This is a genomic window from Deefgea piscis (assembly GCF_019665785.1).
Lineage (GTDB): Bacteria > Pseudomonadota > Gammaproteobacteria > Burkholderiales > Chitinibacteraceae > Deefgea.
This window is the reverse complement of record NZ_CP081149.1, coordinates 2,204,201-2,227,931: the sequence shown is the minus strand read 5'-3', so window position 1 is coordinate 2,227,931 and position 23,731 is coordinate 2,204,201. Positions and strand designations below refer to the sequence as shown.

Annotated in this window: 27 protein-coding genes and 1 riboswitch; of the genes, 18 read left to right on the top strand and 9 right to left on the bottom strand. The window is 47.9% G+C overall.

The features are described 5' to 3' along the window. The 11 genes from K4H25_RS10315 (at position 1) to K4H25_RS10265 (ending at position 9,407) form a co-directional block, all read left to right on the top strand. Positions 1–468, top strand: a complete 468-nt coding sequence (locus K4H25_RS10315; protein WP_221020432.1) for a SoxR reducing system RseC family protein — start codon at positions 1–3, stop codon at positions 466–468. Between the two features lie 51 nt (positions 469–519). Continuing rightward, entirely contained in the window at positions 520–759 is a 240-nt protein-coding gene (locus K4H25_RS10310) for a glutaredoxin family protein (RefSeq protein WP_221020431.1), read from the top strand. A gap of 86 nt (positions 760–845) precedes the next feature. Continuing rightward, entirely contained in the window at positions 846–2,639 is a 1,794-nt protein-coding gene (gene lepA / locus K4H25_RS10305; protein WP_221020430.1) for a translation elongation factor 4, read from the top strand. Between the two features lie 29 nt (positions 2,640–2,668). Continuing rightward, positions 2,669–3,628 carry a signal peptidase I gene (lepB, locus tag K4H25_RS10300; protein ID WP_221020429.1) on the top strand — a complete coding sequence of 320 codons (960 nt, stop codon included), beginning with the start codon at positions 2,669–2,671 and terminating at the stop codon, positions 3,626–3,628. 10 nt (positions 3,629–3,638) lie between these two features. Then, positions 3,639–4,004 carry a DUF4845 domain-containing protein gene (locus K4H25_RS10295; RefSeq protein WP_221020428.1) on the top strand — a complete coding sequence of 122 codons (366 nt, stop codon included), beginning with the start codon at positions 3,639–3,641 and terminating at the stop codon, positions 4,002–4,004. A 17-nt stretch (positions 4,005–4,021) separates the two neighbouring features. Continuing rightward, on the top strand, positions 4,022–4,732 hold the full coding sequence (rnc, locus tag K4H25_RS10290; RefSeq protein ID WP_173534301.1) for a ribonuclease III: 711 nt from the start codon (positions 4,022–4,024) through the stop codon (positions 4,730–4,732). Next, positions 4,729–5,661: a GTPase Era gene (era, locus tag K4H25_RS10285; protein ID WP_221020427.1), complete on the top strand. Its 933-nt coding sequence runs from the start codon at positions 4,729–4,731 to the stop codon at positions 5,659–5,661. Before rnc ends, era begins: the two co-directional genes overlap by 4 nt. Positions 5,662–5,664: 3 nt before the next feature. After that, entirely contained in the window at positions 5,665–6,396 is a 732-nt protein-coding gene (gene recO, locus K4H25_RS10280; protein WP_221020426.1) for a DNA repair protein RecO, read from the top strand. A 73-nt stretch (positions 6,397–6,469) separates the two neighbouring features. After that, positions 6,470–7,207, top strand: coding sequence for a pyridoxine 5'-phosphate synthase (gene pdxJ, locus K4H25_RS10275; protein ID WP_221020425.1), 738 nt, complete (start codon positions 6,470–6,472; stop codon positions 7,205–7,207). A gap of 77 nt (positions 7,208–7,284) precedes the next feature. Then, a complete protein-coding gene (locus K4H25_RS10270) occupies positions 7,285–7,644 on the top strand; it encodes a SpoIIAA family protein (RefSeq protein WP_221020424.1) in 360 nt (119 codons plus the stop codon). Positions 7,645–7,691: 47 nt separating this feature from the next. Continuing rightward, entirely contained in the window at positions 7,692–9,407 is a 1,716-nt protein-coding gene (locus K4H25_RS10265; RefSeq protein WP_221020423.1) for a hypothetical protein, read from the top strand. Positions 9,408–9,471: 64 nt separating this feature from the next. Here the strand turns inward: K4H25_RS10265 and mog are convergent, their stop codons facing one another. The 3 genes from mog to yjgA are packed head-to-tail and all read right to left on the bottom strand — an operon-like array spanning position 9,472 to position 11,294. Beyond that, positions 9,472–10,053 carry a molybdopterin adenylyltransferase gene (mog, locus tag K4H25_RS10260; RefSeq protein WP_221020422.1) on the bottom strand — a complete coding sequence of 194 codons (582 nt, stop codon included), beginning with the start codon at positions 10,051–10,053 and terminating at the stop codon, positions 9,472–9,474. After that, complete coding sequence (locus K4H25_RS10255) at positions 10,050–10,715, bottom strand: HAD-IA family hydrolase (protein WP_221020421.1); 666 nt, start codon at positions 10,713–10,715, stop codon at positions 10,050–10,052. The genes mog and K4H25_RS10255 overlap by 4 nt, the downstream gene beginning before the upstream one ends. 3 nt (positions 10,716–10,718) lie before the next feature. Further along, positions 10,719–11,294, bottom strand: coding sequence for a ribosome biogenesis factor YjgA (yjgA, locus tag K4H25_RS10250; protein WP_221020420.1), 576 nt, complete (start codon positions 11,292–11,294; stop codon positions 10,719–10,721). Positions 11,295–11,371: 77 nt separating this feature from the next. Here yjgA and pmbA point away from each other — a divergent pair, with 77 nt between their 5' ends. Genes pmbA through K4H25_RS10235 form a run of 3 tightly spaced genes read left to right on the top strand, consistent with a single transcriptional unit; the run spans position 11,372 to position 13,815 of the window. Then, positions 11,372–12,703: a metalloprotease PmbA gene (gene pmbA, locus K4H25_RS10245; protein WP_221020419.1), complete on the top strand. Its 1,332-nt coding sequence runs from the start codon at positions 11,372–11,374 to the stop codon at positions 12,701–12,703. Continuing rightward, the gene (locus K4H25_RS10240; RefSeq protein WP_221020418.1) at positions 12,700–13,326 is read left to right on the top strand and encodes a DNA-3-methyladenine glycosylase family protein; all 627 of its coding nucleotides are present in this window, start codon (positions 12,700–12,702) and stop codon (positions 13,324–13,326) included. The genes pmbA and K4H25_RS10240 overlap by 4 nt, the downstream gene beginning before the upstream one ends. 24 nt (positions 13,327–13,350) lie before the next feature. Further along, entirely contained in the window at positions 13,351–13,815 is a 465-nt protein-coding gene (locus K4H25_RS10235) for a polyhydroxyalkanoate granule-associated phasin (RefSeq protein WP_221020417.1), read from the top strand. On the opposite strand, the gene K4H25_RS10230 is transcribed toward K4H25_RS10235, so the two are convergent. Both K4H25_RS10230 and K4H25_RS10225 read right to left on the bottom strand, forming a co-directional pair. Then, positions 13,816–14,763: a dihydroorotate oxidase gene (locus K4H25_RS10230; protein WP_221020416.1), complete on the bottom strand. Its 948-nt coding sequence runs from the start codon at positions 14,761–14,763 to the stop codon at positions 13,816–13,818. A gap of 83 nt (positions 14,764–14,846) precedes the next feature. Then, the gene (locus tag K4H25_RS10225; protein WP_221020415.1) at positions 14,847–15,281 is read right to left on the bottom strand and encodes a MarR family winged helix-turn-helix transcriptional regulator; all 435 of its coding nucleotides are present in this window, start codon (positions 15,279–15,281) and stop codon (positions 14,847–14,849) included. Positions 15,282–15,346: 65 nt separating this feature from the next. Between K4H25_RS10225 and K4H25_RS10220 the strand changes: the two genes are divergently transcribed. From K4H25_RS10220 to thiD, 4 genes are all read left to right on the top strand, one after another. Then, positions 15,347–16,492 (top strand): aminotransferase-like domain-containing protein, encoded by a 1,146-nt coding sequence (locus tag K4H25_RS10220; protein WP_221020414.1) that lies wholly within the window; start codon positions 15,347–15,349, stop codon positions 16,490–16,492. A 193-nt stretch (positions 16,493–16,685) separates the two neighbouring features. Beyond that, a riboswitch (TPP riboswitch) is annotated at positions 16,686–16,820 on the top strand. 30 nt (positions 16,821–16,850) lie between these two features. Further along, positions 16,851–17,687, top strand: coding sequence for a hydroxyethylthiazole kinase (gene thiM / locus K4H25_RS10215; protein WP_221020413.1), 837 nt, complete (start codon positions 16,851–16,853; stop codon positions 17,685–17,687). Next, positions 17,684–18,355, top strand: coding sequence for a thiamine phosphate synthase (thiE, locus tag K4H25_RS10210; protein ID WP_255587517.1), 672 nt, complete (start codon positions 17,684–17,686; stop codon positions 18,353–18,355). The genes thiM and thiE overlap by 4 nt, the downstream gene beginning before the upstream one ends. Then, positions 18,352–19,149 (top strand): bifunctional hydroxymethylpyrimidine kinase/phosphomethylpyrimidine kinase, encoded by a 798-nt coding sequence (gene thiD, locus K4H25_RS10205; protein ID WP_221020412.1) that lies wholly within the window; start codon positions 18,352–18,354, stop codon positions 19,147–19,149. The genes thiE and thiD overlap by 4 nt, the downstream gene beginning before the upstream one ends. A gap of 81 nt (positions 19,150–19,230) precedes the next feature. On the opposite strand, the gene K4H25_RS10200 is transcribed toward thiD, so the two are convergent. From K4H25_RS10200 to K4H25_RS10185, 4 genes are all read right to left on the bottom strand, one after another. Then, the gene (locus K4H25_RS10200; protein WP_221020411.1) at positions 19,231–19,569 is read right to left on the bottom strand and encodes a hypothetical protein; all 339 of its coding nucleotides are present in this window, start codon (positions 19,567–19,569) and stop codon (positions 19,231–19,233) included. A gap of 12 nt (positions 19,570–19,581) precedes the next feature. Next, positions 19,582–21,075, bottom strand: coding sequence for a serine hydrolase domain-containing protein (locus tag K4H25_RS10195; protein WP_221020410.1), 1,494 nt, complete (start codon positions 21,073–21,075; stop codon positions 19,582–19,584). A gap of 46 nt (positions 21,076–21,121) precedes the next feature. Then, complete coding sequence (locus K4H25_RS10190) at positions 21,122–22,663, bottom strand: serine hydrolase domain-containing protein (protein ID WP_221020409.1); 1,542 nt, start codon at positions 22,661–22,663, stop codon at positions 21,122–21,124. Positions 22,664–22,726: 63 nt separating this feature from the next. After that, positions 22,727–23,731 carry an AraC family transcriptional regulator gene (locus K4H25_RS10185; RefSeq protein ID WP_221020408.1) on the bottom strand — a complete coding sequence of 335 codons (1,005 nt, stop codon included), beginning with the start codon at positions 23,729–23,731 and terminating at the stop codon, positions 22,727–22,729.

Below are 23,731 nucleotides of genomic sequence, written 5' to 3'. Positions count from 1 at the left end.
ATGATAATCACAGAGGCGCAAGTTGAACGCTGTGAAGGTGGGCAGGCATGGGTCAAAATCCGTCCTCGTAGCCCTTGTGGTAATTGCGATCCGAAATATGGCTGCAAGTCGGTGGCTATTACGCGCTTATTTGGCCAAGGGCAAGAGAGCTATCCGGTGCAAAATCCGCTGGGGGCCAAGGCTAGCGACTGGGTAAAAGTGGCGGTAAACGACGGGGTGTTGCTACAAAGTGCGCTCTGGGGTTATGGCTTGCCTTTGTTGTTGTTGCTGTTGGGGGCCTCATTGGCTTTGCTGCTCGCACCAGCGGCTTGGTCTGAGTTGGCATCCTTATTGGGGGCGGCACTGGGTTTTGTTGTGGCGTTTGTGGTGCTGCGTTGGCGTAATGCCAAAATGCAGGCGTTTCAACCGCGAGTGATCGAGATTTTGTCAGCCACATCAGGGTCGATAATGTGTGCGGGACGTAAATGACCGTTGTTTTTCATAGTTTGAATTTGGCGTAGTGGCGCGCGTAAAGGGTTTATGAAATTAAAATTATATGGCCGCGCATATTGCAGCCTATGTACACAGATGCAAGCGCAGTTGTTAGCGCAAGCTGACGGACGATTTGAGCTTGAGTGGATTGATATCGATGATATTGATGAATTAGAGGCAAAATACGGTGAGTGGGTGCCGGTTTTGCTTGATTCTGATGGTGTTGAAATCTGCCATTACCACCTTGATCAACAGGCTTTGGATGCCAGTCTGGTAAAAATCAGTTAAAATAAGCGGTTATCGCTAGTATGGGCACGCGCAGCGTGCCTTTTTCTATTCGCAAATTGTGTAACAGCTTAGTGGCTGCGGGACTCATGGATCACATTCGTAATTTCTCTATTATCGCGCACATCGACCACGGTAAAAGTACCTTGGCCGATCGTTTTATTCAATTTTGTGGTGGCTTGGAAATGCGTGAAATGAGCGCCCAAGTACTTGATTCCATGGATATTGAAAAAGAGCGTGGCATTACCATTAAAGCGCAAACTGCGGCTTTAAAATACAAAGCACGTGACGGCAAAGTTTACAATCTCAATTTGATTGATACCCCAGGCCACGTCGACTTTAGCTATGAAGTGAGCCGGTCGCTGGCCGCTTGTGAAGGCGCTTTATTGGTGGTCGATGCCTCGCAAGGGGTTGAGGCACAAACCGTTGCTAACTGCTACACCGCGCTTGAACTCGGTGTTGAAGTGCGTACGGTATTAAATAAAATTGACTTGCCAGCGGCAGATCCAGATCGAGTGGCGCAAGAAGTCGAAGACATCATTGGTATTGAAGCGGTGAATGCGGTTCATGCTTCGGCCAAGTCAGGTATTGGTATCGAAGACATTCTGGAAGAAGTCGTCAACAAGATACCCTGCCCGAAAGGCGATCCTGATGGTCCATTAAAAGCGCTAATTATTGACTCTTGGTTTGATAATTACGTTGGCGTGATTATGTTGGTGCGCGTTATTGATGGCGAAATTCGCCCGAAAGACAAAATTTTATTTATGTCGACTAAAGCGCAGCATTTGTGTGAGCAGGTTGGGGTGTTCACGCCTAAATCAGTGCAACGCGATGCGCTGCGCGCTGGCGAAGTAGGCTTTATCATCGCTGGGATTAAAGAAATTGCCAGCGCCAAAGTGGGCGACACCATCACTACCGTTAAAAATCCTGCAGCAGCAGCTTTACCGGGATTTAAAGACGTTAAATCACAAGTTTTTGCCGGACTTTATCCGGTAGAAAGCCATGACTATGAAAAACTGCGTGATAGTTTAGAAAAACTGCAGCTCAATGATGCGTCCTTGCATTATGAACCTGAAGTTTCGCAAGCTTTGGGCTTTGGTTTTCGTTGTGGCTTCTTGGGGCTCTTGCATTTAGAAATCGTGCAAGAACGCTTAGAGCGCGAATTTGATATGGATTTGATTACAACAGCACCAAGCGTGGTCTTTGAGTTGGTACTCAAAGGCGGCGAAGTGGTGCAAATCGAAAATCCATCCAAGCTGCCAGATCCATCAAAATACGATGAAGTCCGTGAGCCGATTATTACGGCCACGATTTTAGTGCCGCAAGATTATGTTGGCCCCGTGATGACTTTGTGTAATCAAAAGCGCGGCATGCAAATCAATATGCAGTATATGGGTCGTCAAGTGATGTTGACCTACGAAATGCCAATGGCCGAAGTGGTGATGGATTTCTTTGATAAGCTCAAATCAGTGAGTCGTGGTTATGCTTCGCTCGATTATGACTTTAAAGAATTCCGTGTTGGGGATTTGGTGAAGTTAGATGTTCTGGTCAATAGCGAGCGTGTTGATGCACTGAGTTTGATCGTTCACCGCAGTACTAGCCAATATCGTGGTCGTGAATTGGTTTCGAAAATGCGCGAGTTAATTCCACGGCAGATGTTTGATATCGCAATTCAGGCGGCAATTGGTAGTCATATTATTGCCCGTGAAACAGTTAAAGCGGTACGAAAAGACGTATTGGCCAAATGTTATGGCGGCGATGTGTCACGGAAACGCAAATTGCTAGATAAACAAAAGGCCGGTAAAAAACGGATGAAGCAAGTGGGTAATGTGGAAATTCCACAAGAAGCCTTCTTAGCTATTTTGCAAGTTAGCGACAAATAAACACTCCACTTCGTTAAAAGGAACAGTCAATGAATTGGCTCGTAATTGGTATTCTTTCTTTAGTGTTAGGCCCGATTTTGATTTTGGCTGGGGCCAAGCACGAACGAAAAAATAATGAACCACCTCAGTTGGTGCAATACGGCTATTTATTGGCTGTTGTTGGCTTGTTTATTTTGTTGGTGCAGTTTTTTAGTATTAGTGCCGCTATGTTGATTTTTGTTGTTCTGACCGGGGTGGTCTGGGCAATGGATAAATTTGTTTGGGGAAAAACTCGCGGCGATAAACAAATCGCCGATTGGGTGGAATATGCGCGTGGATTTTTCCCGGTTATTTTAGCGGTATTTGTATTGCGCTCGTTTATTGTTGAGCCGTTTCAAATTCCGTCATCTTCTATGCGTCCGGGCTTGGTCGTTGGTGATTTTATTTTAGTGAATAAATTTTCTTACGGGCTGCGCTTACCTATTTTGAATAAAGTCATCGTGCCAGTGGGCCAGCCTGAGCGCGGGGATGTGATGGTGTTTGATTATCCAGATAATCCTAAAATTCAATATATTAAGCGTGTTGTTGGTTTGCCCGGAGATGTAATTGAATATCACGGAAAAAAACTCACTGTAAATGGCCAGCCGGTAAAAACGACAGCCGAAGGCGAACATCAATATGTTGAAAATGGCGTTTATTTGGTCAATAACCAACAATTTGTTGAGCAACTGGGCGATAAGCAATATAAAACATTAAATATGGCCGAAGTGCCGGCGTTAAATTTACGTGAAGTGGGTGATTTTCCGTTTAGAGAAAATTGTAGCTATGATGATTCGGGCTTTAAATGTACGGTACCTCAAGGGCAGTACTTTATGATGGGCGACAATCGGGATCATAGTGCAGATAGTCGTTATTGGGGTTTTGTCCCTAGCGAAAATATTGTTGGTAAAGCGTTTTTTGTTTGGATGAATTTCAAACATTTTGATCGTATTGGTACTGCTATTAAATAGGGGTGTGGCAATGAAAAAGCAATTAGGGCTATCTTTTTTTGGTTTTATTATTGTCGCGATGGCGGTGGCCATGGCATTGATTGCCGGCTTTAAAGTCGTACCAACGTATACCCAGTTTTTTTCTATACAAAATACAGTCCAGAAGTTAGCAAAAAATAGTGCCGGACAAAGTCCAGACGCGATTCGTGAGTCTTTTGATAAAGATGCCACAATCGGTTACATCACGGATGTGACGGGAAAAGATTTGTCGATTACCCAAGTGGGCGGAGTGACGACAATCGCAGCTAGTTATGAAAAGGTTGTACCTTTAGTCGCTAATGTGAGTCTTTTGTTTGATTTTCAAATTGAGCAGTCTTCCGGCACGAGTGTTCAATAATTTGAGGGATATTTAATTTGTCAGTCGTCTTACCCGCCGAGCGTTTGCAGAAAACGCTCGGTTATGTTTTTTCTGAACCTAAGCTGCTAAAGCAAGCATTAACGCATCGTAGTTTCTCATCGAAACACAATGAGCGGCTTGAGTTTGTTGGCGATGGTATTTTGAACTCAATTGTGGCGCGTAGCTTGTATTTTGCTTTCCCACAGTTGAGTGAGGGCGACTTGTCACGATTGCGTGCGCATTTTGTTCGACAAGAGTCATTGGCAGTGATTGCCAGTGAGTTGCAGCTGGGTGATTACCTTTCGTTGGGTGAGGGTGAGTTAAAAAGCGGTGGTCATCGTCGCCCAAGTATTTTGGCGGATGCCTTAGAAGCAATTTTGGGCGCGATTTGGCTCGATGGCGGCTTTGCCGCTGTAGAAGCCGTTTTAAACCAATTGTTTGCAGCGCGTATTGCGGCGGTTAATCCTGAAGAAGCAATGAAAGATCCAAAAACCTCATTGCAAGAGTGGCTGCAAGCGCGCAAAGTTGAATTGCCTAACTACGTGATTGAACGGCAGCAAGGTGATTCACCCGACCAGATTTTTGAAGTAAGTTGCACCATTGCTGAATTAAAAGTCAGCGCAAAAGCAGAAGGTACTAGCCGGCGAGCCGCAGAGCAGCTTGCTGCTGGCGCAGTACTCCATCAATTGCGTGAGCAATTTCCAGGCAAAAAGGTCGTACGAAAATGATTAATTTAAATAACGAAGAAAGTGCCGCTGTGGATGGTTTTCGCTGCGGTTTTGTCGCCATTGTTGGACAACCTAACGTCGGCAAGTCGACGTTAATGAATCATTTGATTGGTCAAAAGTTAAGTATCACGTCGCGTAAAGCGCAAACGACCCGTCACCGTATTACTGGGATTTTAACCTCTGAAACCGCGCAATTTGTTTTTGTGGATACGCCAGGGTTTCAAAAACGGTTTAGAAATGCGCTCAATCAAGCGATGAATCGCAGTGTAACAACGACGTTGGCCGATGTTGACGCGATTTTATTTGTGGTTGAAGCAGGGCGTTTTGGCCCTGCAGATCAAGCGGTGCTTGAGTTATTGCCTAAAGATCGTCCGGTTATTTTGGTGATTAATAAAGTCGATATGCTGCCAAATAAATCGGCGCTATTCCCGTTTATTGAAGAAGTTGCTCAGAGCTTTAATTTTGCTGCAATTGTTCCAGTTTCTGCCCAAAAAGGCTTGAAATTAGACGTGTTGGTGTCGGCGATCGAACCATTGCTGCCCGAATCGGTGCCGATGTTTGGTGAAGATCAGATTACCGACCGTAACGAGCGATTTTTAGCCTCGGAAATTATTCGTGAGAAAATTTTCCGTATGATGGGTGAAGAATTGCCTTATGTGATGGCAGTTGAAATCGAAAAATTCGAAGAAGAAACTTTGGCTGATGGCCGTGAATTGCGTCGAATTTATGCGGCTATTTTGGTTGATAGAGAAAATCAAAAGCCAATTCTGATCGGTAAAAATGGCACTAAACTTAAAAAAATAGCGACCGATGCTCGGATCGATATGGAAAAATTGTTTGATGCCAAAGTGCATTTAGAAGTTTGGGTCAAAGTAAAAAGTGGTTGGGCTGATGACACTCGTTTGGTGCGTCAATTTGGCTACGAATAAAGCATGACGCGTTCGTCAAGTAAGCTGCGGATTAATTTGCAGCCTGCTTTTGTTTTGCACCAGTATGCGTATCGTGAAACGAGCCGCTTGCTGGATGTGTTTTCTCGAGATCATGGTCGTTTAACGCTCTATGCGCGTGGGGTGCAGCGACCAGGTTCGCAAATTCGCAGTGTTTTACTGGGTTTTCAGCCATTGTTGTTGTCGTGGTTTGGGGGCGGGGAATTAAAAACACTGCATGCTGCACAATGGCAGCCTGGCTTGCCCCAGTTAAGTGGCTTGCCGCTGTTGTGTGGTTTTTATATGAACGAGCTACTGCAGCGTTTATGTCCTAAAGAAGAAGCCAATCCCGCTTTATTTGCCGCTTATTTTTCTGCGATTCAAGCTTTAGGTAAACTCGGTACGGATCAACGTGCGGTCGAGCCTATTTTACGTTTGTTTGAGCGCCAATTACTCGATAGCTTGGGGTATGGTATTGATTGGCAGCGTATCGCCCGTTCAGATCAACCGCTTAATTTACTTGAACGATATGAGTTTGAATATGGCGTTGGTTTAGTGCCTAGCCAAAGTGCTGCTGCTTGTCCTGCTGCGCTTGTTTTGGCATTTGCTGCGGGGGATTTTACTGATCAGCAGGTATTGCCATGGGCCAAAATGTGGATGCGACAATCGATTGCTGCGGTTTTGGGTGATTCCGTATTGCACACGCGACAATTGCTGATTGATTTGCAGAAGTTATAATAGGGTATGCTTTACTAGCGCATACTATTGCTATGTTGCTGGCTTATACCTTAATTAATAGGATTAATTTGCAATGTCTCGTTCTATTTTACTCGGTGTTAATATTGACCATGTTGCAACGGTACGTAATGCCCGTGGTACGCTCTATCCACAGCCTGTGTTGGCGGCGCAACTCGCCGAGCAAGCAGGTGCTGATTTAATTACCTTGCATCTACGTGAAGATCGTCGGCATATCCGTGATGAAGATGTCCGTTTAGTGCGTGCGGTATTGCAAACGCGCATGAATTTAGAAATGGCATTGACCGAAGAAATGCTGGCGCATGCGCTAGACATTCAGCCGCAAGACGTTTGCTTGGTGCCAGAACATCGCGCAGAAGTTACGACTGAGGGTGGACTCGATTTACTCGCCAATCCAGCGCATTGCGGCCGATATATTCAAACATTACAAGACGCAGGGATTCGCACTTCAATTTTTATCGATCCGAATCACGCACAAATTAAATTGGCGCATGAATTGGGTGCGCCAGTGGTTGAGATTCATACTGGCCGTTATGCTGATGCTAAAAATAGGGTTGAGCAACAATCTGAATTAGAGCGCGTTAAAGAAGCTGCAGCTTATGCCGCCTCTTTAGGTTTAGTGGTCAATGCTGGGCATGGTTTGCATTATCATAATGTACAAGCTATTGCCGCCATTACTGAAATTGAAGAGCTTAATATTGGGCATGCTTTAATTTCGCATTCAATTTTTGTGGGTTTAAAAGCCGCCATTGTTGAAATGAAAGCATTAATGCAGGCTGCGCGCTGCGGTTAATTGTGAGCCTGACGGCACCTAACTGAATCTTTAGGTGATCAGATTTACCTTAGTTGTTCATACTTGAGGGGATAGTCATGATTAGTATTTCACACGAAGCTAAATATACGCATGCGGTGGTGTTTGAACATTTTACACTGCAAGACTATAAAGAGTTCGAAGATAATGTCTTGTATGACATTCGTTTTCATGGGGCCGCCCGACTTTTGCTCGATTTGAGATTAATGGATGGCTATACCATCGATATGGCATTAGAAGAAATCCGGTTTTCAAAACAAAACCGACAAAATTTTGATCGAGTAGCCGTGGTCAGTGATGATCAGTGGGTGGTTTGGTCCGTTTGGTTAAATCAAGTTATATCTGAATCTGAAATAAAAGTATTTGCCGATATTGTGAGCGCACAGCAGTGGCTTGAAGATATAAATATTGCCGCTTAAATGTCGTATTTTATGTTGACGACAAAACATGCAGTTTGGATATAAATATGCTCGATCGAATTAGTTCGCTTTTTTCGCGTGAAAAATCACCGCTAGCAAATCAAAAATCTGCGCAGCAATGGTGCAAACAAATATTGCAATTAGATCCTGCATCTCGTTGCAATAAAGTGCACGAGTTAGTCACAGATTTTATTGCGGCAGCGGATAAAGTTTCATTGGAACGCTTGCAAGCTTTAATGCTAATAGATGAACAAATCCAAGAGTCATTTGACGCGGTTTGTTATCAATATATTTCTAATCCACGCATGTCGAAAGAAATGGAGCAGCAGCTCTGGAAGTCCGTAGTGAGCTTTTCTACGGATATGGTGGATGCTTATCAGCGATTTGTGCAAGCCGATGGCAGCGAAAGCCCGCAGCAGTCATTTGATTCTTTAATGCCTGTGGTGTTGGCGCGTAGTTTGCGTTATCTCGCTATTCAAGCCAAATGGCATTACTTCCGTTTTGAAAAAGTACCACCAAAATTGTGGTTGCAAGCGCATCAGATGTATCGCTTATCTGAAATTGGCGGTTTTGACTGTAATTCATTTGTGCTTTATTCAAACGGTAAGGATGACGTGTCATCATGTGCCGATGAATATATTCAAATGCTCATGCTCAATACCTTGTCGAATAATAACTTATCGGTGCGTCAAATTGACATGATCGATGGCTGGCTTGAGCAATGGTCTAAATTCATTCAGATCGGCCGAAAATATCAAGATACGCAGCATCATTTCTGCATCAATTTGCAAGAGTCGCAAGGCCCACAAAAAATCAATAACGATTTACTGGGAGAACCTTATCGTTATTGGGGATTGAATGATTTAATTGGGCATATTCAAGAGACATTGGGCAAATTAATGACCGGCTCGAGTTATGCCTCATTAGGATTGAATTCCGATTCGCGTGGTGCAACGGTGAGTGATTTACTCAAACACTTGGATGTATTTTGGACCATGTGTATGCGTAATAGTCAGGTAAAGCGAAGCGCTAGACAAAAGGTGAGTAAATCGGCTGATGTGATTTATGGTTTGGATCGTATTTGTCGGTATGTAAAATTAGATAACGATAAATTTAATCGGCAAGGTGCAGAGGCTAAAGGCTCAGTTGATTATGATGAAATCATGGATATGCGTTTATATGGTTTTGTTTCTTCAAGAACCAAAGAAAAATTAGCCGCCAATCCATATAGTTTTACTAGCAACACCAAGCAAGAAGTTGATTGGCATAGTTGGTCTATTGATAATGAAAGCGCTGATGGTTTTGGCGCTACATTACGATTTTCTGAAAACGAATGGATACGGCCGAGTTTATTGTTGGCCTCGCGCGAAAATAATGAAGCGAATTGGCGAATTGGTATTTTGCGTCGAATCGCTCGCTTGAGTGACGATGAAGTTTCTGTGGGAGTGCAAATTATTTGTGTCTCACCGGTTATGGTTGGGATGAAGTCACTGCAAAAAGATCGTCCGGAAACAATTACTGTTGCCGATTTGAATTTTACTGCAGGACTTGAATTACCCAATGTTCGTACTGCGCTGTATGTGCCGCACCAAATAAACGGCACTAGCGTGAATACTTTGATAATGAATTTGGCTGATTATGGCTTGGATAAAGTCTATCAAGTGAATGCACGAGATAAAAAGTTCTCGGTGAGTTTAGGTACAGTGTTAGAAAAAGGTGTTGATTGGGCTTGGGTTACTGTGAATGTGTTGCGGCAAGCATAATGAATGCAATTGAATATGGTTCATAAAAAATGGCGTGAAACTCACGCCATTTTTTATTGGTCAATTATTGCCGTATCGCCGATTTGGGTCGGAATGATTTTACAATTGTAGGGTCTGTTTCTATGTATGGACCATCAAGTAATTGAATGCAATATGGGATGGCAGAGAAAATACCCGGCACGAGTGTTTGGCCTTGATCGTCTTTTAAGCCTTCTAATGTTTCTTTGATCGATTTGGGTTGCCCTGGTAAGTTTAAGATCAAACTATTGCCGCGAATAACTGCAGTTTGTCGAGACAAAATAGCTGTCGGAACAAAATGCAAACTAATCTGCCGCATTTGCTCGCCAAACCCTGGCATTTCTTTATCCATAACTGCTCGCGTTGCTTCAGGCGTGACATCGCGTTTAGCGGGGCCAGTACCACCGGTAGTCAGTACGAGTTGGCAAGCGGCGATATCGACTAGTTCGACTAAGGTTTGCTCGATTAGCGATTGCTCGTCGGCAATGAGGCGAGTTTCTAGTGTGAAGGGTGTGGTGAGTACTTGGGTTAGCCATTCACGAAGTGCCGGTATGCCTTGGTCTGCATAAATGCCGCTGCTGGCTCGATCAGAGATAGAAACAAGCCCAATTTTTAATGCAGAATTCATGCTGAAATACTCAAAGTAAAACTTGATGCCGTGCGGTTTAATTGCACTGCCGTAAAGTCACGAACGCTAAATTGCGCCAAACCAGTTGAATCTACTCCGGCCGCATGGCTAATGGCAATCACGTGTGCGCCTGCTGCATGTGCGGAACGAATTCCCGCTGGCGCATCTTCAAATGCGATGCAATCATGAGCATCAAGTTGCAGTAATGCAGCGCCTTGTAAGTAGGGTGCTGGATTGGGTTTGCCTAAAGTTACATCTTCTGCGCCAATTAAGTATTTGGGCGTCGGCAGGCCAACAAAAGCCAGTTTTGCCAGCGCCAATTCGCGTGGCGCCGAGGTGACCACAGCCCATTGGTCGAGATCGAGTGACTCAAGAAAATCCTTCGCGCCGGCGATTGCTGCCGAGCCGTCAAGGCTCAGTAATTCTTCTGCAATCAACTGCGCTGTTTCTGCTTGAGCATCCAGATGGGGTGCAACTAGGGCAATGGTTTCTTCACCACGTCGACCATGCATGACTTTTAAAATGGCGGAGAAATCGATTTGATGACGTTCAGCCCAATTGCGCCAGATTTTTTCAATGCAAAGCGTTGAATCCACCAAGGTGCCATCCATATCAAATAAAAAACCGTGCGCGCTAAGAATCGGAGCTGAATCGGTGTGCATAAATTAATCCTTGGTCGGGGCTTCTTCTTCTGGGTCTTGGTATCCGGTTGCAGGCTCTTTGATAAATGTTTTCATTAACTGAAATAATTCACGGAAGGCTTTTGGAGGTACGTGCTTGCCAGCTTCTTGTTGTTGGCGTTCTTTGATTGAATTGCGAATTAATTGGCGCAGGTGTTGAATATCAACTTCAGGATAGTCGGCGATAAAGGTTTCAACGGTTTTTACATCGGTGAGCATTTTTTCGCGTAAACGCTCAATTTGGTGCAGCCAAATATTGTGCGTGTTTGAAATGCCTTTTTGCGCATCAAGAAACGCATAAATTGGGGCTGGATCGATATTTCGCATCAATTTGCCGATATACTGCTTCTGGCGAGCGGTGGCACCATTGGCCGTGATTTTCCGACCTTCTTTGACTGCATCCAAGATGTTTTCTGGCAGATTCAAAGGGGCGAGTTGTTTTGGCGTATATTCCAGCAAAGTCGCGCCCAATTCTTGCAACGCTAATGCGTCACGTTTGGCTTGTGACTTGCTGATGATGCCAACGGGCTCATCGCTGTCGTATTGATTTAGGTTGGTCATGGTGTCAAGAACTTGTGCAAAAGCAGTATGATACCAAACGAAACCGTGTTACTGATTGTTCTTCTGGGAAAACTTCTGTGTCTGAATTTAGTTTTAGTGAACAAAACCTGCGTGATTTAGCCGCGCAAGTGTTACAAGAGGCGCAAAAACAAGGCGCAAGCGCTTGCGACGTTGAGGTTTCCGAAGGCGCGGGCCAAAATGTATCGACTCGTTTGGACGAAGTCGAGACGATTGAATACAACCGCGATAAAGGTGTGAATGTTACCGTTTATCTGGGTCAGCAAAAAGCGCATGCCAGCAGTAGCGATTTTTCCGCTGCGGCTTTAGCTGAAACGGTCAATAAAGCGTTAAGCATCGCGAAATACACTGCGGCCGATGAGTTTGCTGGTCAGGCTGATCCTGCACGCTTGTGTACGCACTTTCCCGATTTGGATTTATATCACCCTTGGCCTTTATCGGTGGAAGGCGCGATTGAGTTAGCACGAGAATGCGAAGCCGCCGCTCGCGGCGTCGATCCGCGAATTAATAACTCCGATGGCGCAACAGTATCGACTTCTGGTTCGCGCTGGGTGTACGCCAATTCCTTGGGCTTTATGGGGACGGGAACCAGTACGCGCTACAGTATTTCTGCGGCAGTGATTGCCGAAGATGAAAGCGGCATGCAGCGTGATTATTGGTATAGCTCGGCGCGCGCCGAGACCGATTTAGATTCGGCTAAGAAAATTGGTCAACGCGCTGGCGAGCGTACGATTCGCCGATTAGGTGCGCGGCGCTTAAAAACGGGTGATTACCCCGTATTGTTTGAAGCGCCCGTGGCGAGTTCTTTGATCGGGCATTGGATTGCCGCAGTGAGCGGCGCTAGCTTATATCGAAAATCGAGCTTTTTGGTTGATAGCCTAGGCAAATCGGTATTTTCGCCATGCGTCACGATTACTGAAGATCCATTTTTGAAGCGCGGTTTTGCCAGTGGTGCTTTTGATGCCGAGGGCGTTGCCACCGTGGCACGTACTGTGGTGGATGCGGGTTTGCAGCAGGGGTATTTCCTTGGTAGCTATTCAGCGCGCAAGCTAGGGATGGATACCACGGGTAATGCCGGTGGCCCGCATAATCTATTGGTGGCGCCCACCATCGATGCGGCCAGTCTATTGGGTTTGATGGGCACGGGCTTGTTGGTCACCGAGTTGCTTGGTCACGGCACCAATATGGTGACTGGAGATTATTCGCGTGGCGCCGCTGGATTTTGGGTTGAAAATGGCGTGATTCAATATCCGGTTGAAGAAATCACCATTGCAGGTAATTTGCGTGAGATGTATCAGCAAATTATTGCGGTAGGCGATGATGGTTTGCGCTCGAGTAGCCGCCATGTTGGCTCGATTTTGATCGAAAAAATGACCGTGGCCGGTGAATGACTACGCACCTTCCCGCGTATTGGCAGCAAGCCTGCGTGCATTTAGCGGCGCAAGACGCAGTGATGGCCAAGCTCATTGCGGCGCATCCTGCGGCTAGCCTGCAAAGCCGAGGAGATGTTTTTCATACCTTGGCTAGAGCGATTGTTGGGCAACAAATCTCGGTCAAGGCGGCTGATACAGTCTGGGCTAGACTCACTGCGGCGCTGGGTGATGTGTCGAGCGCCGCAGTTTTGCAGCAAGATCGTGAAGCGCTGCGCGCCTGTGGCTTATCCGCCAGAAAAGTAGAATACCTCTGTGATTTGGCCGTGCATCATCAAGCGGGGCGCTTAGATCCGAGTTTGTGGGTGGATTGGGATGATGAGGCGATTATTCAAGAATTGATCTCAATCCGTGGGATAGGGCGCTGGTCGGCGGAAATGTTTTTATTGTTTTATTTGCTACGTCCCAATGTTTTGCCGCTGGCGGATATCGGTTTGGTCAAAGCCATTGCACTGCATTACCACGCAGGTGAGCGTTTACCGCGTGCAGCGCTGATTGAGCTTGCCGCAGCGTGGCAGCCGTGGTGTAGTGTGGCCACGTGGTATCTGTGGCGCAGTTTAGACCCAGTTCCGGTCGAATATTAATGCTTTTCTTGAATAAGAAATGATATGACTCAATTCACGCAAGACCCGTTTGCTACATGGCACGAGTTGGCACAAAAAACGCAAGAAATGTGGCTAGACTCTGCCTTTGTATTTTCACAGCGTACACAAATGCTCGCGCAAGCAGGGATTAATCCGAGTGTGGCCGAGCAAGCTGAAATGACACAGATGGGGATGGAAAAACTCGAAGCGGTGGGTGAGTCTTCTGTCGCGGCTTTGCAGCAAATCGGGGCTATGCAGCAAGCCTTGTGGAGTAAGGCTTTGCAGCAAAATCAAGCGGCGATTGCCATGGTCGCCGCCAGTATGGCTTCGCCGCAAGAGGCGCTGGCCGCACAGCAACAATATTCTTATCAGTTGCTCAGTCCTGAGCTGCTCACGCAAGCGAGCGCCGATATGGCGCACGCTATTTTGCATCCAGTGCATAAACGCACCACCGAAAATGCAGAACGCTTGCGAGAAGAGAACGATTAATTACAAGGTTTTGAGCTTGCCATGAAATTGTGACAAGCTTGAATAACCTTTCTTTGCCATGATTTCGCTAAGCTCAGCTTTCACTCGGCCAAAAATGCTCGGGCCTTCTTCATACAGCGCCGTGCCCATTTGCACCAAAGTCGCACCCGCTAGAATGTGCAAGAATGCTTCGTGACCTGATTTCACGCCACCGCAACCGATGATGGCTTTTTCTGGGCAACGGCGATAAAACGCATTCACATTGGCTAGCGCAGTCGGTAGAACGTAATCGCCACCCAAGCCACCAAAGCCATCTTTCGGTTTGATGATGACCGATTCACTGTCAATATCAATCGCCAGCGCATTACCAATTGAATTAATACAAGTCACGAAAGCGACGCTTGGGTAACGATTTAAAATCGCTGCCGCTTCGTCAAAATGCGCAATATCAAAATACGGTGGCAATTTAACGCCTAAAGCGCGTTGCCCGTAACCGGAGGTGACTTCGGCCAATAAAGTATCCATGGCATCAAAATCATAACCCAGCTGCGCTTTGCCCGGTACATTCGGGCACGATAAATTGATCTCTAAAATCGCTGGTGTCACCGCGTCTTTTAAGCTGTCGATCATCGCCAAATTGTCATCGAGCGTGAGACCCGAAATCGAAATAAACAAGGGCTTGCTCTCATAATCATGACGCTCGGTATAGCGCAAATAATAAGCAAAGCCTTCGTTAGGTAGACCCATCGAATTGAGACTGCCCCACGGCTTATCCCCATTGAGAACGCGGTAACGCGGCTCGGGATTGCCATCGCGCGGCTGTAAAGTACAGCTTTTGGTCACCATGGCGCCCGCTTCTGATTCTTGCAGTGCTTCGAGTTGTGAGCCAACGCTGCACCAAACCCCTGAGGCGTTCATCAGTGGGTTGTTCAGAGGTAGATCTAAAAATGTTGTAGCTAAATTGGGCATGAGAATGGCTCCCTAAGACGATTAAATTCATCTTAGCGGCTAGAACGCAATCGGAATGTGAGCCTAATCAACAAAAGCTTGTTTTAAGATTTTGATGTGATTTGTTGGCTGAGCGTCGCCATCATTTGCCGCCATGCCGTGGTGACTTCGGGGCCTAACTCCGATTCAATGCGTAGCAGTAGTTCGCGTTGTGGGCTGGTGAGCTCATGCTCGAGTTGCTGGCCAAGTGGCGTTAAATATAGGTTTTTTACCCGTTTGTCATCCTCGTCGCTTTGGCTGGCAATCAATTGCGCTGCTTGCAAGGCTTTAAGTGGGCCGTGTAATGCTTGTTTGCTTACGCCTAATTTGCTTAAAAGTTGGTGAATAGCAACACCAGGATTTCTGGCAACAAAATACAACACTCGATGATGTACGCGCCCCCATTGCCGTTCGGCCAGTAAAGCGTCCGCTTGCGCGGTAAAAGCACGGTAGCCATAAAACAAGAGTTCGATATCGGCTTCAATTTTTTGGTCAATCATATTGACTTAATTTTCCTTGATGGGCATGATTTAGGTCTACTTTATTGACCTATGTGGCGTATCTTATGCTAGCTCGAAGAATTGAACGTTTAACTTCGTCATTGGTTCGCGATATTTTAGCGGTCGCGCAACAACCTGGGGTGATTTCATTTGCCGGTGGCTTACCCGCCAGTGAAGCTTTATTGTCGCTGGATTTAGCCGCAATGCCTGCCGACGTAGTGAAAAGTGCGCTGCAATATGGCCCGAGCGAAGGCGAGCCGCAGTTGCGCGAGTTGATCGCTCAGCGAATGCAATCCATCGGTTTTAACTGCAGCGCCGAGCAAGTATTAATTCTGAATGGCTCGCAACAAGGGATTGATCTCGTCAGTAAATTAATGATCGACGAAGGTACGCCGGTCTTGGTCGAGGAGCCGGCGTATTTGGCCGCTTTGCAGTCGTTCCGTTTATTAGGGGCTGATTTACGCACTTTGCCGATTGCCGATGGCGTTGATTTAGCCGCGTTGGCCGATCAGTTGCCGCAGGTGGCTATGGCGTATTTAACGCCGACGTTTCAAAACCCATCGGGCTATTGCTACAGTCAAACGGAGCGGCAAGCGGTAGCGGCACTACTCGATACCCATGGTACGTGTTTGTTTGAAGACGACCCGTATCGCGAGCTAGCATACGATACCCCCGCGCCTGCGCCCTTGGTGAGTCATTTAACATCGGCGCCTTGGGTGTATCAAGGCTCGTTCAGCAAAACCTTGGCGCCGGGTTTACGCTTGGGTTATTTGATTGCACATCCTGATTTGATGCCGCACTTGGTGCGCTTAAAGCAAGCGGCTGATTTGCATAGCAACCGTTTAAGCCAATTGATTGTGACGCAAATATTGGCGGGCAATCAGCTCGATCCGCATTTAGCTGCCGTATTGCCACTGTATCGACAACGCCGTGATGCGATGGCCGATGCGTTGGCCGCGCATTTAAGCCCTTATGCCACGTGGGCCTTACCGAGTGGCGGCTTGTTTTTTTGGGTCAAACTCAATGCGGTCGATGACACTTTAGCGCTGATGCGCGCCGCTTTAGCGCAAAAATTGGCGATTATGCCCGGCGTGGCATTTATGGCGTCAAATCAAGACGATGGGGCGATTCGACTCAATTTTAGTCATGCTAATCCCGAACAAATTGAAACAGGAATTGCGCGCTTAGCGCAGATCTTGCGGGATTTTTGAGCGAGGGTCGGACTCAGCGCGGATTGCAAACTTAGGTTGGCAGCCACACACTTCAGGCGGACTTGCTTTGCGATTGTTGACGTTTGGTTTTTCGCCGCTGTTGACGCGATTTTCGCGGCGAATCCAACGCAACGACCCTAGCTAAAAAGTTTGATCTAGTGCCGCACCGCGCCGGCGCTGAGACGGTACAATGGCCACAGACTCGGGGTGCCGTTAGGGTCTGTGGACGTTTGGCAAACCCAACGTCAACAGCTTGTAAAGCGGCTGAGAGAAACCCGTTGTACCTGATCCAGATCATACTGGCGTAGGGATGTCTGCTGCGACTAGGCGACTTCCTGCGCTATACAAGGAAATCGCGATGTCTCAAGCCAATCTTTCTATACCTGAATTGCCATTTCATTTAGTTGCCGACGAGCTAGAACGCTTACGCGCTAATACCCCCCTAGTGCATGTGCTGACCAATGAGGTCGTGCAATGCTTTACTGCTAATACCCTACTGGCCATTGGCGCTTCACCGGCGATGATTGTCGCCGAAGAAGAGGTCGCTGACTTTGCGGCGATTGCCGATGCGTTGCTGATTAATATCGGCACGCTCTATCCAGCTCAACTACAAGCGATGAACTTAGCGATTGATGCCGCCAACGCGGCGGCAACGCCGTGGGTGCTCGATCCGGTGGCGGTTGGCGTATTGCAATACCGGCGTGACGCAGCCATTGCGATGTTGGCGAAAAAACCAGCGGCAATTCGCGGCAATGGCTCAGAAATTTTGGCCTTGGCGGGGGCATTGGCTTTGAATGCTGAGGCGACGGCGGGTGGTAAAGGCGTAGACAGCACCATGAGCTCAATGTCGGCGCTCAGTGCTGCGCAGCAATTGGCACGCGCCACGGGCGCGATTGTTGCCGTGACCGGCGCGACGGACTACATCACCGATGGCGAGCAAACGTGGGCTGTGCCGTGGGGGCACCCAATGATGACGCGCGTGGTGGGAACGGGTTGCGCCTTGTCGGCCGTGGTGGCCGCCTTTTTGGCCGACGCGCCCAATCGATTGAATGCCGTGGCCGCAGCATGTGCCGTCATGGCGATTGCTGGCGAGCGGGCGGTGGAGTGCTCTGATGGGCCTGGGTCATTTGTTGCGCCATTTTTAGACGCTTTACACGTGATTCATCCAGTGCAATTGCGGAGCTATAGCGAATGATGAAACCCGCGAACCCGATTGATTTAAGCCTGTATTTGGTGCTTGACCCCGATTTATGTGGCGGCTTGGCCGAAATGGTAACGACAGCGCAAATCGCCGCGCAAAACGGCGCCACCGTAGTGCAATTGCGCGCGCCGCAATGGAAAAAACGCCAATGGTTGTTGGCCGCTCAGGCGTTAAAAGCCGCGCTGGCCCCCTACAATGTGCCACTCATTATTAACGATCAGCTCGATATTGCGCTGGCGATTGACGCCGATGGCGTGCACGTTGGCCAGCAAGATTTACCTGCTACTGAAGTTCGACGATTATTCGGCCCAAATAAAATTGTCGGTCTATCGACCAATGGTTTGGCGCAATTTCATGAAGCCGAAGCGATGTATCAAGCTGGCATCATCGATTATGTTGGGGTTGGGCCGGTATACCCTACAGGAACGAAAAAAGACGCGTCACCGGTGATCGCGGTGGACGAAGTCGCCGCCATGTTGCAAAACCGTATTTTGCCAGCGGTCGCCATTGGTGGCATTCAGGCGGGGAAAGTGGCCCACTTGATGGCGCAGGGTTTTGATGGCGTTGCCGTCGTCTCGGCGATTTGCGGCCAAGGTGATGTCGCTGGCGCAACGCAAGGGCTATTGGCTGAAATTCATGCCGCCAAGGGAAATACCAAATGACGATTCATACTTTAACCATTGCTGGTTCGGATTCTGGCGGCGGCGCAGGGATACAGGCCGATTTAAAGACTTTTTCGGCGCTCGGCACTTACGGTATGAGCGTGATAACCGCGCTCACGGCGCAAAACACGCAAGGCGTGCACGGCGTACAGGTGGTGTCGCCCGAATTCATTGCTGCGCAATGCGATGCGGTGTTTAGCGATATTCGCGTTGATGCGGTCAAAATGGGCATGCTTGGCAATGCCGCGACGATTGCGGTGGTGGCTGAACGCTTGGCGCATTACCAACCGCCAATCATGGTGCTCGATACGGTGATGATTGCGAAGGGTGGCCATGCGCTGCTCGATCCGGCGGCGGTGAATGCGCTGCGCGAGCAATTATTGCCGATGGCCAGTATCATTACGCCGAATTTACCCGAAGCGGCGGCATTGCTCGGCTGCGCTGAAGCGCAATCAGAAGCACAAATGCGATCACAAGGCCGAGAGTTACTTGCGGCTGGTGCGCAAGCGGTGTTGATGAAGGGCGGGCACTTAGGCGGTACATCCTGCCCAGATTGGTTGATTACAGCCAATGATGAAGTGTGCTTTCCTGCGGCGCGCATCGTCACGCGGCATACCCATGGTACTGGCTGCACCTTGTCGGCAGCGCTCACCGCGCTACGCCCGCAATGCGCTGATTGGGTAGAGACCGTCGCCAAAGCCAAAGCTTGGTTATTGCTGGCGATTAGCGAGGCCGAACGCCTCGAAGTCGGCCACGGTATTGGCCCTGTGCATCACTTTCATCAGTGGTGGTAGTTGCTGAGCGAGTGCGAAGTAGAAGGATTGCCGCACAAACGATGCTCGTGCGGCAATCAAATCATTGCTCATTCATGTTAATTAAGACTTAGGCCAGAATAAAAATGCCGCGCAGAGTACAGCGCAACAAAACACCACAAAATAGCCGAGCGCATGATTGCAAATAAATAGCCTGCGCCATGTATTGCTCTCGATGCGTTTCCAGTTGCCTGTTTTAGCTGCATACCGTATGCCATCGAGAAAACCACCCATTGCCTCTGCATCGTGCATATACAGCTCTAAGCGAGGCGGCAGGGCATCGCTGTAATTTTCTTTCAAATAAGTGTAGAGCGCATGCGAGCACGCCAGATACACCAAACCACCTAGCAGGCCACTGAGCACCAAAAATGGCATGATGTAATCGAGAAAAAGTTCGCGCATTTTATAAATCCTTTATGGTTTGACTAAAAGGCCTGTGGCTTGGCCGCTAGATGATTCATTGTCGGCATAGCTCAATTCGACATTGTTTTTATTGAACTTAAATGAATAATGCCGAGAAATTGCCCCTTCTGCATATTGGGTTTTGATTTCTAGCGTATTGGTATTTTTCCAGCGCGCCTTGGCATGTAAATTTAGATCGTAATAATGCGCATCGGCTTGGCGACGATATACGCCATCCAGACCAACAGGCCAACTGGTTTTGCCCTTGATTGAGTCCACTTCCCAAATTAGGCTACCAGCATCTTGTGGATCAGGTTTGAGGCTGATGGTTTCGATGCCCCACGGCTTGCTGGAAAAACGCCATGTTTTGCCGTACCAATTGCTGCCAAGTTCAAGGGTGTTTTTTGCATCGCTGTCAGGTAAGGCGATGGCTTGTATTGTTGCCGCCAATTGAGCTTGAGCGGCACTATTTTCAGATCGTGGAGGGCTATTTTTTATCACTTGGCTGACAAGGTTGAGTGCGAAGTCATCAGCGTTTTGGTCAGCGATTTTACTGGTGATGACGATGACGGACTGTTGTTGAGGGTCAATGCGAATAAATTGCCCGTGTCGCCCCGACGCTTGAACGTGTTTTTGACTTAAATCCACCCAGAAACCACGGCGATAGCCTGCGCTTTGCGCTGATTTTGTATCTTCAAATAGATTTTTTATCCAACCGGCTGGCAATAGGCGCTGGCCTTGCCAAACACCATCTTGCAGCCAAAATTGCCCTAGCTTGGCTAAATCGTGCGGTGCAAGGGCCAAGTTAGCTTCGCCAATGGTGTGGCCAGAAGGATCTTTTTGCCAATAATAGTTGTGAATTCCAAGCGGCTTAAAAAGTTGCAGGGCAGCGACTTCTTGCATCGGCATATTCCAAGCCTTTTCAATCACTGCGGACAGCAAATTCATATTGCCGCCGTTGTAATTAAAAGTTCGCCCGGGTTCATCGTCCATGGCTTGCTGCAAAACGTATTGATTCCAATCTGCGCTGTTGACCATCTGATAAATACTGGACTGAGAATTGTAAGGTATTTCATACCAAGCAATCCCTGAGTGCATGTCAACTAGATTGCCAAGTGTAATCGCGGCCTTGCGTGGGTCAATATCGCCTTTGAGTTGCTCGGCAAAAAAAGGCCGCATCGGCTGATCGAGGCCTTTAAGTTTGCCTTGCTCAATTGAAATCCCCAGCATGGTTGAGGTCACGCTTTTGGTGACCGATCGCAGGTCGTGCAGGGTATTGGGCTGATAAGGATAGAAATAGCTGTCTAGCACGACATACCGATTGCGCATGATTAAAATGCTATCAATGGGTGTGCCTGATTTTTGAATTTCTTTTAGTGCAGCATTGAGCTGCGCCGAGTCGATCCCTTGCGCCTCGGGTGAGCTGGTGGGTAAATCATTTGTGTTGCTGGCAGCAACCATGCCACTGGCTAGAAGTAGTACCAAACTACAAAATTTAAAGCACATGCTGAGGCCCTTGTTGATTTGCTTAGTGATGAATTAGACCCAATGCCTAGCGGAGTGTGCCTTGGCTGGCGATTGAGTCGTTCATATTCAATAGGGTGGCTTTTTTGCCTTTGAACTTGATTTTGTAATTGACGCTGTACGATTCATCCACGTCCATCGCCATGAATTCTAAGGTGTTGTTGTCCAGCCATTGTGCTCGCGCGGCGCGCATCGATTCTGGGCCTGATTTTTGCCAACGATTATCGACTGGTTTAACGGGGGTATGCAGCCATGCCTCACTTAAATTGGCTTGGATGACGAAGGGTTGCTCACTTAAGCTGCGTGGTGACATTGTGATGGTCACGGTGTCATCGTTAAATTCAAATTTGAGTTGATTGGCCCAGAACGTAGGACTTTCTAAATCAATTTTCCGGTTGTGAATGGTTTTTTCGAGTGGCGAGCGCAGCTTTGACGTGGCTGTGGGGGTGGCGAGTTGTTGAATTTTTGCTTGTAATGCGGCGTAAGCGCTGGGGTTTTCATTCGGCTGATCTTTGAGTTTTAAATAAAACTCGCGCAGCGCACTGAAACCAAAGGTGGAATTGTCGTCATTATTGCGTGAGGTCATCACCATCGTGATATCGTCTTGCGGAAAAACGGCAATAACTTGCCCGCCATAGCCTTGCGCGCTATACCACTCCCTGTCTTTGCCTACCCACCATTGAGCGCCGTAATAATGAGAGCCTTTAGAGACGGGAATGCTCGGCGATGTCGCGTATTGCACCCAGCTAGCTGGCAAGATTTGCTGCCCTTGCCAAACGCCATTTTGCCGATGCAGCTCACCGAGTTTGAGCATATCGCGCGGCATGATGTACAGCCCGCGCCCGCCACCAATGCGGCCTTGTTGGTCGAGATCTAGCCAGTGCGTTTTAGTAATGCCAAGTGGTTTGAATAAGCGTTGCTGGGCATAGTCGGCTAAAGAACTGCCGAGCGCCGCTTCACCCAAAATACCAAGCAGATCAGAGCCACCACTGTTGTAGTTAAAATTGTTGACTTGATCAGGCTCAATCGAGCGATTGAGTACAAATTTCACGATGTCGTCTTGTTGTTTTAGTTCGCCAAAATCATTCTCGTGCAATCCCCATCCGCCCAATTCATTCCAAAGTAGCCCTGATTTCATCCCGAGCAATTGCTCAACAGTAATGAGTTTGGCATTTGGCAAGTCGGCGTATTGCGGCAAGATATCGGCGACGGTGTCGGTCAGTTTGAGTTTGCCGTCGCTAATCAACATGCCAATCAAGGTCGCCATAAAGCTTTTGGTGACTGAATTCACTTGATGCGGAATGCCCGCGTGAAACGGCGCAACATAGGCTTCGAGCACCACCTTGCCATGCCGCGCGATAATGATGCTTTCCATATCAAAGCCGGGTGTTTGCAGGTAGTTGAGCATTTTGGTGAGCTGGGCCGAGTCGAGTCCGACCGATTCGGGCGTCGCCGTTTTAAATTGTGCTAATGCAGGTTCTGGCACTTGTGGCGTGGGTAAGTCGCTGCTTGCGGCTTGACTCAAGCCAAGGCTCAGCGCGATGGCGATGCTAATCAAGCGATATTGCATAATTATCCTTGGGTATTGGCTTGAGCCAGTCTTTGATTAAGGTTTGTAGTTAAATACGTCGGGTTATTTCGCCCGCCGTTGCTTTACCGGTACACAGAGCTGATAAGTAAATTTTGTCGTTGCCAGCAGTGTCTCTTGTGTATCTTTAATTGGCCCTAGCGTATGGCCGGGGCGACTTTCGTCAAATGTCCATTTGCTCTGCGGCAAGTAATAGCCAAATACATACTGAGCCATAATCATTGAATCGGCGACGGTGCCGCAAAAGTCGACGACTAAATACTGCCCCGCCGCAAGCTCGGCGACGAGCATATTGCGTTCGGCTTTAAAGTCGGCATCGACCAGCAAGCCAACGGCATAGGCGCAACGCTGATGGTCGGTCACGTTTGGGTTGTCGATCATCCGTGAAACTAAGCGGCTATTGGTATTGCTTAGGACTTGCGTTTGCCCCCAACTTGCAACGCGTTGCCATAAAGTAAACATTTGCTCTAGGACGACGCCATGTTGCCAAAAATACACCCAACGACAACTCGGCATTTTTTCAAATTTGAGCGCTGAAATTTGCCGTGGTAATTCGCCGTTTCTGGCCGCTTCCAGTGCGACGTGTAGTGGTGTGTTGGGTATTGATTCTATGGGTTTATCTGAATGGGATACTTTGCAATTCTTGCTATCTTGCAAGATGTTTTCATTATTTCTGTGAGATTGCTGACGCCAGTTATAGCTTAAACCGTCTAAAGTCCATTGCTCGCCTTTACGCCAGTCGCTGGCCGTCATGCCAAAGTGACTTCGAAATGCGCGGGAAAACAGTGCTTGGGATTTAAAACCACAATCAAGCGCAATTTGCTGCATGGGGAAGGGTGGGTAAATCAAAAGTAGATTCGCTGCGCGCTCGATGCGGATGCGCCGTAGATAATCATTCGGCGTCTCGTGCTGAATCGCCGTGAATATGCGGTGAAAATGATAGGGTGAAAAATGCGCTGCTTGGGCTAAATCAGCGAGGACGATGTGTTGGTCAAAGTGGCGGTGAATGTATTGCAGGGCTAAATGAATGCGCTTGACGTAGTCGTCCAT